Origin of the sequence: Mesorhizobium sp. LNHC209A00, assembly GCF_000502915.1 — a bacterium.
In the GTDB taxonomy this organism is placed as follows: Bacteria; Pseudomonadota; Alphaproteobacteria; order Rhizobiales; family Rhizobiaceae; genus Mesorhizobium.
This window is the reverse complement of record NZ_AYWT01000013.1, coordinates 1-14,448: the sequence shown is the minus strand read 5'-3', so window position 1 is coordinate 14,448 and position 14,448 is coordinate 1. Positions and strand designations below refer to the sequence as shown.

At 63.2% G+C, this 14,448-nt stretch carries 18 protein-coding genes; 7 read left to right on the top strand and 11 right to left on the bottom strand.

Annotated elements, in window-relative coordinates; translation table 11 throughout:
• The first annotated feature begins 94 nt into the window (after positions 1–94).
• Positions 95–583 (top strand): Rrf2 family transcriptional regulator, encoded by a 489-nt coding sequence (locus tag X739_RS142425; RefSeq protein WP_015316869.1) that lies wholly within the window; start codon positions 95–97, stop codon positions 581–583.
• On the opposite strand, the gene X739_RS142430 is transcribed toward X739_RS142425, so the two are convergent.
• The 4 genes from X739_RS142430 to X739_RS142445 all read right to left on the bottom strand — a co-directional run bounded on the left by X739_RS142430 (position 566) and on the right by X739_RS142445 (position 3,422).
• Positions 566–1,594, bottom strand: a complete 1,029-nt coding sequence (locus tag X739_RS142430) for a mechanosensitive ion channel family protein (RefSeq protein WP_023795605.1) — start codon at positions 1,592–1,594, stop codon at positions 566–568. The genes X739_RS142425 and X739_RS142430 overlap by 18 nt on opposite strands.
• A 66-nt stretch (positions 1,595–1,660) precedes the next feature.
• Positions 1,661–2,089: a cupin domain-containing protein gene (locus X739_RS142435; protein ID WP_023795604.1), complete on the bottom strand. Its 429-nt coding sequence runs from the start codon at positions 2,087–2,089 to the stop codon at positions 1,661–1,663.
• 45 nt (positions 2,090–2,134) lie between these two features.
• Entirely contained in the window at positions 2,135–2,887 is a 753-nt protein-coding gene (locus X739_RS142440; protein WP_023795603.1) for an SDR family oxidoreductase, read from the bottom strand.
• 55 nt (positions 2,888–2,942) lie between these two features.
• The gene (locus tag X739_RS142445) at positions 2,943–3,422 is read right to left on the bottom strand and encodes a carboxymuconolactone decarboxylase family protein (protein WP_023775072.1); all 480 of its coding nucleotides are present in this window, start codon (positions 3,420–3,422) and stop codon (positions 2,943–2,945) included.
• Positions 3,423–3,546: 124 nt separating this feature from the next.
• On the opposite strand from X739_RS142445, the gene X739_RS142450 reads away from it, so the two are divergent.
• The gene (locus X739_RS142450) at positions 3,547–4,497 is read left to right on the top strand and encodes a LysR family transcriptional regulator (protein WP_023784377.1); all 951 of its coding nucleotides are present in this window, start codon (positions 3,547–3,549) and stop codon (positions 4,495–4,497) included.
• A 5-nt stretch (positions 4,498–4,502) separates the two neighbouring features.
• Here X739_RS142450 and X739_RS142455 read toward each other — a convergent pair whose 3' ends face one another.
• Positions 4,503–5,102: a YdeI family protein gene (locus X739_RS142455; RefSeq protein ID WP_023784376.1), complete on the bottom strand. Its 600-nt coding sequence runs from the start codon at positions 5,100–5,102 to the stop codon at positions 4,503–4,505.
• A 185-nt stretch (positions 5,103–5,287) separates the two neighbouring features.
• Between X739_RS142455 and X739_RS142460 the strand changes: the two genes are divergently transcribed.
• Positions 5,288–5,632 (top strand): VOC family protein, encoded by a 345-nt coding sequence (locus X739_RS142460; RefSeq protein ID WP_023784375.1) that lies wholly within the window; start codon positions 5,288–5,290, stop codon positions 5,630–5,632.
• A 66-nt stretch (positions 5,633–5,698) separates the two neighbouring features.
• On the opposite strand, the gene X739_RS142465 is transcribed toward X739_RS142460, so the two are convergent.
• Entirely contained in the window at positions 5,699–6,178 is a 480-nt protein-coding gene (locus tag X739_RS142465; RefSeq protein ID WP_023784374.1) for a cupin domain-containing protein, read from the bottom strand.
• Between the two features lie 65 nt (positions 6,179–6,243).
• Between X739_RS142465 and X739_RS142470 the strand changes: the two genes are divergently transcribed.
• Both X739_RS142470 and X739_RS142475 read left to right on the top strand, forming a co-directional pair.
• Positions 6,244–6,699 (top strand): MarR family transcriptional regulator, encoded by a 456-nt coding sequence (locus X739_RS142470; protein ID WP_023795602.1) that lies wholly within the window; start codon positions 6,244–6,246, stop codon positions 6,697–6,699.
• A gap of 156 nt (positions 6,700–6,855) precedes the next feature.
• On the top strand, positions 6,856–7,584 hold the full coding sequence (locus X739_RS142475) for an SDR family oxidoreductase (RefSeq protein ID WP_023795601.1): 729 nt from the start codon (positions 6,856–6,858) through the stop codon (positions 7,582–7,584).
• A 24-nt stretch (positions 7,585–7,608) separates the two neighbouring features.
• Here X739_RS142475 and X739_RS142480 read toward each other — a convergent pair whose 3' ends face one another.
• Positions 7,609–8,565, bottom strand: a complete 957-nt coding sequence (locus X739_RS142480; RefSeq protein WP_023795600.1) for a LysR family transcriptional regulator — start codon at positions 8,563–8,565, stop codon at positions 7,609–7,611.
• A gap of 22 nt (positions 8,566–8,587) precedes the next feature.
• The gene (locus X739_RS142485) at positions 8,588–9,493 is read right to left on the bottom strand and encodes a S1C family serine protease (RefSeq protein WP_023775064.1); all 906 of its coding nucleotides are present in this window, start codon (positions 9,491–9,493) and stop codon (positions 8,588–8,590) included.
• 246 nt (positions 9,494–9,739) lie between these two features.
• Here X739_RS142485 and yghU point away from each other — a divergent pair, with 246 nt between their 5' ends.
• Entirely contained in the window at positions 9,740–10,606 is an 867-nt protein-coding gene (gene yghU / locus X739_RS142490; protein ID WP_023784370.1) for a glutathione-dependent disulfide-bond oxidoreductase, read from the top strand.
• An 86-nt stretch (positions 10,607–10,692) separates the two neighbouring features.
• Here yghU and X739_RS142495 read toward each other — a convergent pair whose 3' ends face one another.
• Both X739_RS142495 and X739_RS142500 read right to left on the bottom strand, forming a co-directional pair.
• On the bottom strand, positions 10,693–10,992 hold the full coding sequence (locus X739_RS142495) for a DUF1236 domain-containing protein (RefSeq protein WP_023795599.1): 300 nt from the start codon (positions 10,990–10,992) through the stop codon (positions 10,693–10,695).
• Positions 10,993–11,477: 485 nt separating this feature from the next.
• Positions 11,478–11,723: an exopolysaccharide production repressor protein gene (locus X739_RS142500; RefSeq protein WP_023784368.1), complete on the bottom strand. Its 246-nt coding sequence runs from the start codon at positions 11,721–11,723 to the stop codon at positions 11,478–11,480.
• Positions 11,724–11,934: 211 nt separating this feature from the next.
• Here X739_RS142500 and X739_RS142505 point away from each other — a divergent pair, with 211 nt between their 5' ends.
• Positions 11,935–12,675 carry a sulfotransferase family protein gene (locus X739_RS142505; RefSeq protein WP_023795598.1) on the top strand — a complete coding sequence of 247 codons (741 nt, stop codon included), beginning with the start codon at positions 11,935–11,937 and terminating at the stop codon, positions 12,673–12,675.
• Between the two features lie 721 nt (positions 12,676–13,396).
• Here the strand turns inward: X739_RS142505 and X739_RS06090 are convergent.
• Positions 13,397–14,448 (bottom strand): WD40 repeat domain-containing protein (locus tag X739_RS06090; RefSeq protein ID WP_023795597.1); only part of this gene is annotated, 1,052 nt, incomplete at its 5' end.

Here is a 14,448-nt window from a genome sequence, read left to right as displayed (position 1 = left end):
TCCCCGCCAGAATCCGTCTCTGTTTACACCGCGGTGGAATAGGGATACTTTTTATCCTTAATAGGTCGGTCGGTACCGACCCCGGAACCCGTGGATGATCCTGAAAAGCCAAGTCGAATGGGCACTGCACTGCTGCGCCATTCTCGCCGGTCTGCCCGAGGGACGGTATCTCTCGACAAAAGCGCTTGCCGAGTTCCACGGCCTTCCCAAGGAATATCTCTCCAAGGCACTGCAAAGCCTGTCGCAGGCGGGACTGGTGCACACCACGCTGGGGCCGTCGGGTGGATACCGGTTGGCGCGGACGCCGGCAGAGCTGACCTTCCTCGACATCGTGGAGGCGGTTGAGGGCAAGGCGCGGACGTTTGTTTGCAACAATATCCGCGAGAACAATCCGTGTCGTCCCCAAGGCTATTGCGAAAGCAACCCTTGCCCGGTGGCGCGCATCATGTGGGAGGCCGATGAGGCCTGGCGCGCAAAATTGCGCGCCGTCAGGCTTTCCGACCTCACCGAAGCGTTGGCGCTCGACATCCCCGCGGAGCTTTGGAAAAACAGCTTCGAATGGGTGCTAGAGCGCGCCGGATGAACGTGGCCGCATGACCGTCGCGGGCGGCTGGTCTCCCGTCGCCGGCAATAGGACGGCGTAGCTCTGAGGCGACATCGCAAGGCGCAGACCATTCGTCTCGCAATGGCGGTGGATGAGGTCGATCACCTCATTCCTCGCCAGCAACCGGTCGCCTGGACCGGCCACGCAAAAGAGCAGGTCCATGCCGATCGCCACCGCGTCGATCTCCTTGAGCGCGACGAGCGGTGGCGGCTCCTTGACGATCCGTTTGCAGCTCTGGAGGACCGCGAACATCGCCTCTTGGATGACGTGCGGCGCGTGCGTGGCGGCGATCCGAATGGTCAGGGTCATCTGCTGCGTCGCGTCGGGACGGCTGAGATTGGTCAGGCTGAGCTTCGCCAAGACGCTGTTGGGAAGGACGACGATATTATACGCACCGGTAAGCAGATGCGTGGAGCGCCAGGTCGTTTCAACGACACGTCCTTCCGTGCCGTCGCTCAGCATGATCCAGTCGCCGAGCGTGTAGGGTCGGCCCAGCGTCAGCGCGATGCCGGAGAAGACGTCACCAAGCGTGTTCTGCAGCGCAAGTCCGACCATGATCGCGACCACGCCCGACGTTGCCGCCAGCGTTCCGATGGGAGCACCGAAGACGAAGCCCGTTATCGACAGCGCCACGCCGAGATAGATCGCGGCGACCACCAGGTCCTGGAGCAGGCGCGCTTCTCGCGGCCTGTGCTCCAGAACGACGTAGAGGCGCACGAAGCCGACGAGCGTCCAGGCAAGATGCGTCCACCAGAGGATCCGCGCGGACTTCGCCAGATACGCGCCCGTTCCCTGGAGGTCCGCCTGGTCGACCCAATGCGGCAGGATGCCGCCGAAGCCGAGCACGGCCGTCATGACGGCGAAGAACAGGATCTGGACGATCAGGCGTGCCATGGGACGCCCACGGCCCTGGAAATACCAGACGACGATGCCGGCAAGCCCGAGAAGGTTGATCAAGACCAGAGTCAGGAAATGATGATCGCCGAACATGGGCTCACCGACAGTATTGGCTGGCGGCAGGGCCGGACGCGAGGAAGGGCGACCGGCCTCGCGCCCCTATTTCTTGGCCGGATAGGTTAATTCCTTCTGGGCGCTATCGACCACGAACACCGCCAGCAGCTTCGCGGGCTTCGTCTCGCTGCCGTTTTCGCTCACGCTGTGGCGATCACCCGGCATCTCCGAAAAGCTCTCACCGGCTTTGTAGACCTTGACCGGGTCGTCGTTGACCTGGCTGCGGATGGAGCCTTCCAGAACGGTGGCATAGATGAAGGCGGAGCTTGGATGCGTATGCGCCTCCGAGTAGCCGCCGGGGCCATATTCGACGAGGATGCCCTTGATGCTTTTGCCCGGGGCATTCGGCAGTTCATGCTCATAGACGAGGGTGACCTTGGCGGCCTTCTCGCCGGCGTGATGGGCCTCCTTGGCGCCAACCTGGCCGGCCAGTGCCGCTGTCACGGCGAGCGCGATGGCGATTGACTTGATCATTCGAAAACTCCTTTGTGTGTTGAGCTACGGCTCATCCCCTGGCGGTCATTTCCGCGCCGCGGTGGCGAACCATTGTTCGAAGGTGGTGCGGCCAAGGCGCGGATTGTTGTCGGAGACGAGCGAAGTGTCGTTCAGCCTCGCGCCGAAGTAGAGCGCCTCCGGATCAGCCACGACCTCGCGGGGATCGCCGACAGCCTTGAGGTAGCGGGCGACGAGTTCGCTCATCCGCGCACGCTCCGGACCGGAAATCTCGATCATGCCGTTGATCGGCGCGCCGAGCGCGATCCCCGCCATCACATCGGCGACGTCGTCCGATGCGATGGGCTGCACATAGGCCGGCGACAGGTGCACGGCCTCGCCGACCGCGCCGGACTTGGCGATGCTGGCCAGGAATTCCATGAACTGCGTCGAATGCACGATGGTGTAGGGGATGCCGGAGGCCCTGATAAGCTCTTCCTGGACGAGCTTGGCACGAAAATAGCCGCAGTCCTGCAGGCGTTCGGTTCCGACAACCGAGAGTGCGATGTGGTGCCTGACCCCGGCAATTTTGCCCGCGGAGAGCAGGTTGCGGCCTGAAGTGGTGAAGAAATCCATGGCGGGCTGGTCCTCGAACGAAGGTGAATTGGCGAGGTCGATGACGACCTCGGCGCCAGCGAGCGCCGCCTCCAGGCCTTCGCCCGTGATGGTGTTGACGCCGGTATTCGGGGCGGCGGCAACCACCTCACAGCCCTGCTTGCGCAGCCGTTCGACCGTCTTGGAGCCGATAAGCCCGGTGCCCCCGATGATGACGATTTTCATGATAGTCTCCGTTCGCGGTCGCGCCGCGCCGTTGATGGTTTCGTTGAGGGAGAGGTCAGTTCAGGCCGGCCTTGTCGAGGCCGTAGAGCTTGTCCGCGGAGCCGGGCACGGCCTTGAAGGCGACGCTGACACGGTTCCAGGCGTTGATGGCCATGATCGAGAAGGTGAGGTCGGAGATTTCCTTCTCCGAAAGCTGCCCGCGCACGCGTTCATAGAGCTCGTCCGGGATACCGCCTTCGGGGAGTTTGGTGACGGCTTCGGTCCAGGCAAGGGCGGCACGTTCGCGGGGAATGAAAAGGATCGATTCGCGCCAGACGGGGAGATGGTACAGCCGCAACTCGCTCTCACCGTGGATCTTTGCTTCCTTGACGTGCATGTCGAGGCAGAAGGCGCAGCCATTGATCTGGGATGCCCTGACGTGGACCAGATCGCGGAGCTTCTCTTCGATCGCGCCATGTGTCTCGGCCATGCTGAAATCGAGGAGCTTCTTGAAGAGTTCAGGCGATTGCTGGGCGGCGTTCAGGCGCTGCGTCATGGCTTTTCCTTTATGGATATCTAATATCCTTAAGGACAATTAATATCCATAATTACTGGACAGTAAAGCGCCACCCGCTTAGGATGCGGACATAAGGCTTATGTCGAAAAGTATGAGGGCGAGGATGGACGTCGTATCGGCGTTGCGAACGTTCCTGCGGGTGGCGCAGACAAAATCCTTCTCAGCGGCCGCCATCGACCTCAATCTGACGCAGCCGGCTGTATCCCGCCAGGTCTCCGCGCTGGAATCGCATCTCAAGACGCGCCTCTTGCACCGCACGACGAGCGCGCTCGCTTTGACGGCGGAGGGTGAACGGATGCTGCCGATGGCGCTGCGCGTCATCGAAGCGGTCGAAGCGCTCGGCGAGGCCAGCGGCGCCGAAGCGGCAGCCATATCCGGAAAGGTGAGGCTCAGCCTGCCGACGCCCCTCGGCGTCTTCCTCAGCGACCGTCTGGGAGAGCTGCTGGAGCGCCATCCGGCACTTCAGGTCGAGTTGCTCCTTCGGGATGAACCGTCGGACGTGGTCGCGAATGCGATCGATCTCGAGGTACGCCTCGGGCCGGCCTGTGACAGCAGCCTGATCTGCCGCCGGATCGGCTGGACAACTGCCTTTCTCGTGGCCTCCCCAGCCTATCTCGAGGGACGCAGCACACCGCGGACGCCGCAAGACATCAAGGATCACTCCTGCATTTGCTACAGCCGTGGCGGCGACGGCCGGTCATGGTCGTTCTCCAGTGGAGCAGAGGAAGTCGTTCTGCGGATTGAGCCCCGCCTCGTCGCCAACAATTCGATGGCCGTCCATCGCGCGACCCTGGCGGGAGCCGGGCTTGCGGTGCTTTCCCACATCCTCGCCGGATCGGACATCGAAGCGGGGAGTCTGGTCAAGCTGATGCCGGATTTTCCGCCGACTCGCCTGCCGATCAATGTCGTCTACCCGTCCCGCCGGAATATCCCGCTGCGTGTGACAACGGTCCTCGACTTTCTTGTCCAGGCCGTCCGCGGCGATGTCTTGATGGCTTCGTCGGCGCCCACGTGCACAATTCCCGAACCCTTGACCCACATTCCCGCGTCTTAAGGCTCCTATTTCTTTCCCTGCGGATAGATCGTCTCGCCGCGCTTCAGCATCGCCACGAAGGTTTCGATCTTCTTCTTGCGCCCGGCTTCGGTCTTCATGTTGTGGGTGCGGAAGGCGAGCGAGAAGCGGTTCTGCGCGCTGAGCTTTTCCAGCATCGCCTTGGCAGCCGGCTCGGCATCGATCGCCGCTTGCAGATCATCGGGGATTTTCATTTCCTTGCCGCTGCCATAGGCACGTGCCCAGCGCCCGTCGGCCTTGGCCGCCTCGACCTGTTTCAACCCGTGCTCGGTCATGCGGCCCTCCTCGATGAGCCGCGCGACATTGTCGATGTTGAGCTTGCTCCAGATGCTTTTTTTGCCGCGCGGCGTGTAGCGCTGCAGGAAACTGTTCTCGTCCAGCCCCTTGCGCACGGCGTCGATCCAGCCGAAGCACAGCGCGACGTCGATGGCTTCCTTCGGTGTGATCGACTTCAGTCCCGACCCCACCTTGTGCACCTTGATCCACACTTCGGTTTCCGTGGCGTGGTGCTGGCCAAGCCAGGCGTAGAAGCTCGCCGCATCGGGGAATTCCCGGACCTTGTCGGGGTCGACCTTGACCGGCGCCATCAGCCGGCATGTCCGTTCAGGATTGTCGTCATCGGTATTACCTTCATCATCGTGCGATTGCCGCCATCACGGCATGACCCATTGTCAGTTTTCGTCAGCAATGGAGCACGCGGTCAGGAAGCACCGGAACGTGCCATCCAGCACCGCGTTGCGGCAAGAGTGCACCGTTCGATGGAGGTTTCCTAATGGCAATCGAAACCATTTTCGCCCATGTCAGTTGCTCCGACCTCGAGGCCAGCATCGGCTGGTACGGAAAACTCTTCGGCAAGCCGCCGCTGCGCCGGCCGATGCCGAGGCTGGCCGAATGGCAATTCACCGACAGTGCCGAAGTGCAGCTGTTCGAGGACAAGGAGAAAGCCGGCACCTCGACACTGACGCTCGGCGTGCTGCCGCTGGCGCCCGAGAGACAGCGGCTTGCCGATGCCGGTCTCGAACCCGGCCCGATCGAGGAGGCCGACCATTTCTGGATCATGCGCATGCGCGATCCCGACGGGAACCTGGTGGTGTTCGCGAGCGCGGAACGCGAATAGGAGCGCCAAACTGCCCGCGCAGGACGGCATTTCCCTCCTGCGCCCCAGGACGGGGAGATAGGCCGCCTAGGCTGGCGGCGGGACTGCCGGCGTCAGCCCATGGCGGCGCATGATCTCCATCATCCCGGCTTTGTCAGGCGGACCGCCGGCGGCGGCGTGGAACATGGCGAAAATCTCGCGAAAATAGTCCGGGCCGATCGCCGCCGGGGTGACAACGCACAACACCTTCGCCCCTTGGCTGCCATTGTTGTCGAACCGGTGGACGGCACCGCGCGGAATACACAGCGCGTCTCCCGGTCCGACCTCGATCGGCTTGCCGTCGACGGTCCAGGTCAGCACCCCGTCAACACCATAGATCGTCTCCTCGTAGTGATCATGGCTGTGCGCCGGCGCCAGCAGGCGCAGTCCGCTGGCTACCTTCAACTCGAAGGCGGCGACGCTGCCATTCGAACCGTCGCCCGTCACCAGGAAGCGAATCGCTAGCCCCTTGTCACCGTCGCCAATCGTTTCGTCGGCTGGATTGACCTGAAGCTGCATGGCTGACATTGCGCAAATCCTCCCGGTAAATTACATTTACTAGCTATCAGTAAACTCAATTTACCGGATCGTCAATGGCCACCTCCACCGAAGTTCTGCGGACCAAGACCGAGGACCTTTTGATCGGCGCCCTGCTGCGCGTGCCAGCCCAGGCCATCCAGCGCCGGCTGATCAGGGAGCTCAACGCCGCCGGCTTCGACGAACTGCGTCTGCCGCATATGGCCGTGCTGCAGTTTCCCGGCCCGGACGGCGCGCGGCCCGGAACGATCGCCGAGCGTGCCGGCATGAGCAAGCAGGCCATCAACCAGTTGCTCACCAGTCTGGAAGGGTACGGTTATCTCGTCCGCTCCGACGGCGAAGGCAGCGCGCGCGTAGTGCGGTCCACCGAGCGCGGCCACGCCGCTTTCTGGAAAATGGTCGACATATTGCGCGACATCGAGGAGGACTGGCGCACCGAACTTGGGCCGAAGCGCTTCGCCGAACTTAAGGTGCTCTTGTTCGCGGTCTGGGATAGCCCGCTGGCCCGTTGAGCAAGCTCCGGCTATCGAGGCAATCGGGTTTCCAAACCGCACCGCGCCGGGACCAATCGGCATCTCCGATAGCACCATCGGTTTCTTCCGTTTCCCCTCACCGCATCGAGCTGTCAATTCCCTGCCCTTGTCCAACCAAACGAAGGCAGAGCGGAAATGAGCATTTCGAACCAGAAAATCCTGATCGTCGGCGGCGGGTCCGGCATGGGCCTCGCGCTTGCAAGGCGCTGCCTCGCAGCCGGGGCCGAAGTTATCATCGCCGGGCGCGGCGAGGACAGGCTTCGGCAAGCGCGTGAGGCGCTGGGTAATCCCGCAGGGCTGGGGCTGGCCACTGTCGACATCATCCGGGAAGACCAGGTCGGGGCGTTGTTCGCCGGGATCGGCGGCCTCGACCATATCGTCAGCACCGCCGCCGACATCGAAGGCGCCTACCGGCTGCTGCCGGAGCTCGATCTCGAGGCGGCGCAACGCGTGGTCGACAGCAAGCTCTTCGGCCCGCTGCTGCTTGCCAAGCATGGTGCGCCACGGCTGGCAGTGGCTGGCTCGATGACCTTCGTCTCCGGCATCGCCGCCTACCGGCCGGCCGCGCGCGGCTCGGTCGTCGCCGCCGTCAATGCCGCGCTCGAAGGGCTGGTGCGGGCGTTGGCGATAGAACTCGCGCCGCTCCGCGTCAACGCGGTGTCGCCCGGCTGGGTCGATACCGAGATTTGGGCGCAGGTTGTCGGCAAGAGGAAGGCAGAGACGCTTGCGGCCATGGCCGAGCGCCTGCCCGTCGGCAGGATCGGCCAGCCCGAGGACATCGCCGACGCGATTGCCTTCCTCATCGGCAATGGCTTTACCACCGGCACGACGCTCCACGTCGAGGGCGGACATCGTCTCGTCTAAAACAGACGGCTCTGCGAAATGCTTTCAAAGCAAGACCTTGGAGCGGCTTGAGGACTCAGCGTCTGAACTGGCTTTCGAGGATGCCGGCGCCTGCATGTCTCGCACGGCGGTGAGCAGTCGGCGCAATGCCGGCGGCTGGACGCGCCGGCGCCGCCAGATCATCATCAGCGGCGCCGCCTGTTTCGGGCCGGGCCAAGGCAGTTCGATCAGCTCACGACGCTTGAGCGCGTCGCTGACGGCCAGACGTGGAACGAGCCCCAGCCCCGCGCCGGCCGCCACCAGCCGGGCAATGGCACCGATGCTGCCGACTTCCGCTGCAAGTTCAGGCGCACCAGTGCCCGCCTCGGCAAAGGCGGTGTCGAACATGTGCCGGTAGATGCACCCAGGCTCAGTCGTCACAAAGCGCAGCGCCGCAAGGGCGGCAAGGTCGCACGGAGCCAGCTTCTGCCCCGGCGCGGTGACCAGCACCAACGGTTCGGCCAAAATCGTGCGCCTGGCGAAGCGCTGATCAGCGCCGCCGTCGGATATGTCGCGGCGCTCGAAACAGAAGGCGACATCGATGTCGCCCTCCTCCAGCAGGCGCAGCAGCGTGCCGCTATCAGTGACTTTCATCCGCACGGCGATATCAGGATAACTGGCCTGGAACCCCGGCAGCCAGGGCGCCAGCCGGGCCGAGGCGATCGTCTCAAGGGCGCCGATGGTCAGCGCTCCGCTGGTCTGTCCCGCCACCGCGAGCACCGCCGCCCGCGCTTCGGCATCGAGCCGCAGCAGTTCCTCGGCGATGGGCTTCAACGCCAGTCCCGCCGGGGTCAGTTCCAGGCCCGACTTCGCGCGCGTGAACAAGACAGCGCCAAGCTCGGCCTCCAGCGTCTGGATCTGGTCGCTCACACTCGACTGGGCGAGATGAACCGTCTCGGCGGCGCGCGTGACGGTGCGGCAGCGCGCCACCGCGAGGAAGGTCTTGAGCAGTCTTGGATGCATCACCTGGCCGAAATCGCCCGGCCTACTGCAGTTGTGGCTTTTTCAGGAAACTGCCGCGGTCGGCGGATTTCACGCGCAGCCACGTTTCGCGGCCGTCGCGCACCACCCGCATCGGGATCTCGGCACCGGCCGAACCGCTTTCCCACAGCTTGCGATAGAAATCGGCGAGCCCGTCGACCGCGCCGTCGCGAACCTCGGAGATGACATCGCCTTCGCGCAGGCCGGCCTTGGCGGCCGGGCCGCCCTCGGTCACGCTCATCACCACCACCTTGCCATCGCTTTCGGCCGACAGCGCCCCGAGCCACGGGCGCGGCGGCTTGGCCACCTGGCCACGCGTCAGCAAATCGTCGAGGATCGGCGGCAACAGGTCGATCGGCACCACCATGTTGATATCGGCCACCTCGCCGGCGCGGCTCATCTGCAGGCGCAGCGAACCGATGCCGAGCAGTGCGCCCTCGGCGCTGAACAAGGGCGCGCCGCCCCAGGACGGATGCGCCGGCGCGATGAAAATCGCCTCGTCGAGCAGATACTCCCAATAGCCGGCGAATTCCTGCTTGGTGACGATCTTGGCCTCGACTGCCCGGCCGATACCGTCGGCAAGCACCACCGCGTCGCCGATCCTGGCCTTGCCGGCATCGCCCAGCGCCACGGCCGGCAGGCCGGTCGGCGCCAGCGCCTGGACGAGGCCAAAGCCCGATTCCTGGTCGTAGGCCAGCGCATGCGCGGGAATGACACGGCCGTCATGCGAGGTCAGCCAGACCTCTTCCGCCTCGGTGATGAGATAGCCGATGGTCAGCACCAGCCCGTCATCGCGGATGACGACGCCGCTGCCCTCCCTGAGCGTGCCGAGGGCCCCGGCCGTGAAGGCATCCTCCGGAACGGTCGCCCGCACGGCAACCACGGAGCGCGGATTGGGATTGATGGTCATGATTTTGTCCTGCGATGCGAATGCCTGGCGGCTTGCTGTATAGGTATGCCACGCGGGAGAAGGCGCAAGGGGTGTGAACGGTGGCCATGGACCACGAAGCCAATCACTTGGCCTTTCGAGGTTCGAACGCCCGGCAGGACAATGCGGCGGCCCAAGATTAACATAGTTCAACACAAGTTGAACTTCCCCCTCCACGGCCCTACCTATAAGCGCCTATCCATCCTTCCCACGACAAGAGGCCGTGCAATGACCGAATATACCCCGCCGAAAGTATGGACCTGGAACAAGGCCAATGGCGGCAGCTTTGCCAACATCAACCGGCCGATCGCCGGTTCGACGCATGACAAGGACCTGCCCGTCGGCAAGCACCCGCTGCAGCTTTATTCGCTGGCGACGCCGAACGGCGTCAAGGTGACGGTGATGCTGGAGGAGCTTCTGGCGCTTGGCCACAAGGGCGCCGAATACGACGCCTGGCTGATCCGGATCAACGATGGCGACCAGTTCGGCAGCGGCTTTGTCGAGGTCAATCCCAATTCCAAGATCCCCGCCCTGATGGATCGCAGCGGCAAGACCCCGCTGCGCGTCTTCGAATCCGGCTCGATCCTGGTCTATCTTGCCGAAAAATTCGGTGAATTCCTGCCCACCGAACAGCCGGCCCGGGCGGAAGTGCTGTCCTGGCTGTTCTGGCAGATGGGTTCTGCGCCCTATCTCGGCGGCGGGTTTGGCCATTTCTACGCCTATGCGCCGGAGAAGTTCGAATACGCCATCGACCGCTTCTCGATGGAGGTGAAGCGGCAGATGGACGTACTCGACCGCCGGCTAGCCGAGGTCGAGTATCTCGGTGGCAAGGATTATTCGGTCGCCGACATGGCGGTCTGGCCCTGGTATGGCGGGCTGGCGCTCGGCCGGATGTACAATGATTCCGCCGAATTCCTGTCGGTTCAGGATTACAAGCACGTTCAGCGCTGGGCAAAAGCGATCGACGAACGGCCCGCTGTCCAGCGTGGCCGCATGGTCAACCGCGCCTTTGGCGAGCCGTCCATGCAGTTGCACGAACGCCATGACGCAAGCGACTTCGACACCAGGACGCAGGACAAGCTGGCCGCCGAGTAAATTCTCGAGAACTGGCGGGCGGCAAAATAAAAGCCCATCACCGGATCAAATCGGTGATGGGCTTTTTGCTTGATGCACGAGACGGATCAGTGAAGAACTTCCACGATCTGACGGGTGTCCGGGTCGACCAGCACTGTCTGATCGTTGATCACAGCAACGCGATACTTGACATTGGGGACTTCGCGCAGTTCGACCTTGTCCGGTACTGACGAGCCGAGCTTGAGCTCGACGCCCAGAAGGTTCACCGACGCCAGCGGCTCCTTCTTGACGTATTCGCGAACCACCGTCTCCTGTTCCGGCTGGACCACGATCGTGTCCGCCAGGGTCGCTCCGACGCCGCCCAGCAGGACGACAGCAGCCGCGACGCTCGTAAGATAATGTTTCATAATAACCTCCATGATTGGATATTTTCGCTCCGCCTCAGGGAAAACTCTCACGTAACTGGGAGGTTCCGTCCCTGCTTGTGAAATAAATGTGGCGCGCATCCAGAAACATGCCACATTTCGTTTTGCGTACTGGTAAGGATAAGCACTGGTATGCTTTGCTTTTCGGAAGAAACTTCTTCTAATTTGCGGGAATAGCAAAGCATCGCGCTTTGCAGCGCAAGCAATGTCGCCTCTTTCTCGGATTACCCGCTCCTTAGCAACAACTAACGTATAGCGAGGAGTGTCGTTCCAAATGCTCTCCCGGCATCCAAAAAAGGCCCGCCCTGCCGGGAGCAGAACGGGCCTTCAACGGACCGGTGGAGGTGGCGCCTCGCCGATCGCGACAGGAAAAACGCACGCATCGCAGCTTCGTTCCACCATGCGCCGTAGCGATTTGGCGGAAGGTCCGCAACGCTCGATAGGCTGGCAGGAGCGGGAGCTCTTCGTTAGAATCGGACGCCGTCCCGATGGAGCGGCGGCACCGGGTTGACTGCATCCGGGCTCATCGCGGCGTCTTGCGCGCGCCTGTGGATCAACCCCAGGACGAGCACGAAGTAGCCGACCTGCAGGACGATCAGGACCACCGCTGTCCAGGCAAGTGCCACCCAGAACGAACCGGTAGCAATATAGGTCCACACCGCGACAAGGATCGTGGTCGCCGACATCCCGACGAGAAATTGCCCAAAATACATCGACCTTCAAGATCGCCGGACCGGTTCCGGTCTCGGCGACTCCCTGCCCCTCTTCACACCCGCGTGCAGGCTTTCATTATTTTAGCGACTACGCAAGTATGGCGCCTGCCTGGGCATCCATGTAGAAGTTTGTTGCGCGGCGGCCCCAGCAGGAGCAGTTTAATGCTCACGGACCGCGCTATTCGGGAAAAGACGTCCGGGGGGATTGGAAATGACGCTCAAGCTTATCGGCGCCGGTTTCGGCCGCACCGGCACATGGTCGACCTTTGCAGCGCTGAACAGGCTCGGCCTGCCCTGCTATCACATGCAGGAAGTGATTATAAACAAGGCCAATAAGGGCCATCTTGATTTCTGGCGCGCGGTGGCCAACAGCCCGCCCGGCACCCAGCACGACTGGAACCGCGTGTTCGCAAACTATACGGCCACCGTCGACAATCCAGGCTGCTGCGTCTGGAAGGAATTGATGGCTGCCTACCCCGAGGCCAAGGTGCTGTTGACGCTACACCCACGCGGCGCCGAGGCCTGGTATGAAAGCACCATTGATACGATCTACTTCACCGAGAACTTGTGGCAGTTCAAGATCCTGGAATGGCTCACACCGTTCGGCCGCAAGTTCGGCGACATGTCGCGCAAGCTCATCTGGGGCCGCACATTGGCCGGCGTCATGGGTGACCGCGACAAGGCGGTTGCCCGCTACGTGAGCTATGTCGACGAAGTGAAAGCAGCCGTGCCGCCGGAAAAGCTGCTGGTGTTCAACGTCAGCGAAGGCTGGGGGCCGCTCTGCCATTTCCTCGACGTCGCCCAGCCAAACGAAACCTTCCCCAACCTGAACGACCGCGAAACGATCAAGAAGATCATCCGCGACATCATCAAAGGCTCCTACATCATGCTGGGGCTGACGATGGCCGCCATCGCGGCGGTGATCGCGGCATTGTGGTGGTGGCTGGGGTAACGGCAAGCCCAGGGAGCTCGATCCCTTGCCTGCATGGAGCGGTCAAGTTTTTCGCTCCGAAACAGACGACCTCAAAAGCTACCCGCTTTCATGCGGGCAAGCTGGCTGGCAGCGGCTTTCGCCGGACTTTTGCGCTTGTCTTCCCCTGCCGGGCGGCCACCAGCCCATGCCTGTCCGAGCAGGCTACCGTTCTTGAACCTGGCGGCGACGCCGTGTGACCATATCTCAATTGGATAAAATAGCGGAACGTCCAATGGACATAGCCTGAACCGAACGGGGCCTCTCGGACCTTCGGGCGCACGAAGCAAGACCTTGGTCCTACAAGGAAAACCGATCAGTTCGATCCGCAGGCGCGCAGCCTATCGAGTCAGATAGCAACGCAACGCCCCCGGTCAATCCCTGGATCAGCACTTTGCCATACTGCGTCACCGCCTCGCCAAGCCGTCTGGGGGTTGGTCGAACATGCCGGCTAGAATGCCGGGTCTTGCAGCCCCTGCCTATTCCGCTTTCGCGTAAGTTTCCCACGTATGGGCGATGTGCGATGGTGTTGTTGCGGCGGTACGAGCCGCCCTGGTTGGCGCGGGCGCCGAGCACACCCCAACAATGCGCCCCCCCGTCCGCGTCGACCATGGCAAGCGCCCGGTTACTTGACTAGCGTCCATGCCCCAGCCCAGCCTCTCCAGGCATTCACCCCGGCGCCCCTGCGAACAGCACGACGCCGTCACCACCGGCCGCCGGCCAATCCCTGATGGTGCGGTCGGAGCCCCCGGTCAGCACCGTGCCATCGGCGGCGAAGGCGACGGCGTAGATCGGTCCGCTCTGGCTGTCGAACATGGCGATCTGATTGCCGCTCGCCATGTCCCANGGCGAAGGCGACGGCGTAGATCGGTCCGCTCTGGCTGTCGAACATGGCGATCTGATTGCCGCTCGCCATGTCCCACAGCCTTGCGGTGCCGTCGAGCGATCCCGACAGCAGGCGTTTGCCGTCGGCCGACAGCACCAGAGCGTAGACCGTGCCCTCGTGGCCCTCGAAGCGCTTCACCTCGCGGCCGCTGTCGACGTCCCAGACCTTGATCGTCAGGTCGCCGCTGCCGGTGATCAGATGATGCCCGTCAGCGGTGAACACGGCGCCATAGGTGCCTTGCTCATGGCCGTGCCAGCTGCGCAACTGCTTGCCGCTTTCGATGTCCCAGAGCTTCAGCGTCCCGTCAATGCTGCCTGAAAGGGCCTGCTTGCCATCGGGCGAGACCGCGACCGCGCTGATCGACCAGTCGTGGCCGGTCAGCACATGCAGCACGGCCCCGTTGACGAGGTCCCAAATGATGACGTTGCCGGTGTCGTGCCCGCTGACGGCGCGTCTGCCGTCCGGACTGATCGCCAGCTTGTTGACGCCACCGTTCTGGCCGGATTGGAAGACGTGCAGCACCGCGCCGTCGGAGAGTTTTCGCTGCACGATCTCGCCGTCGTCGCCCGCCGTCAGCGCACTGATGCCGTCGGGCATGTAGAGCGCGGTGCGCGCCATGTCCTTGTGAACGCCGAGATTGCGCATCAGGTGCTTGCCGCTGATGTCCCAGAGCTTGATCGTATGGTCGGTGCTGGCGCTCATGATCGAACGCCCATCCGGCGCCACCGCCAACCAGACGACCGCATCGCGATGGCCGTCGGGCTGCGTTGGTGCCGCCGGCGGCGACGGTGGCAACGGCGCCACCGTCGGCGGCGGAATGACCGCGACCTCCGGTCGGATCGGGGCGGCTGGCGTCGGCGGAACAGCAG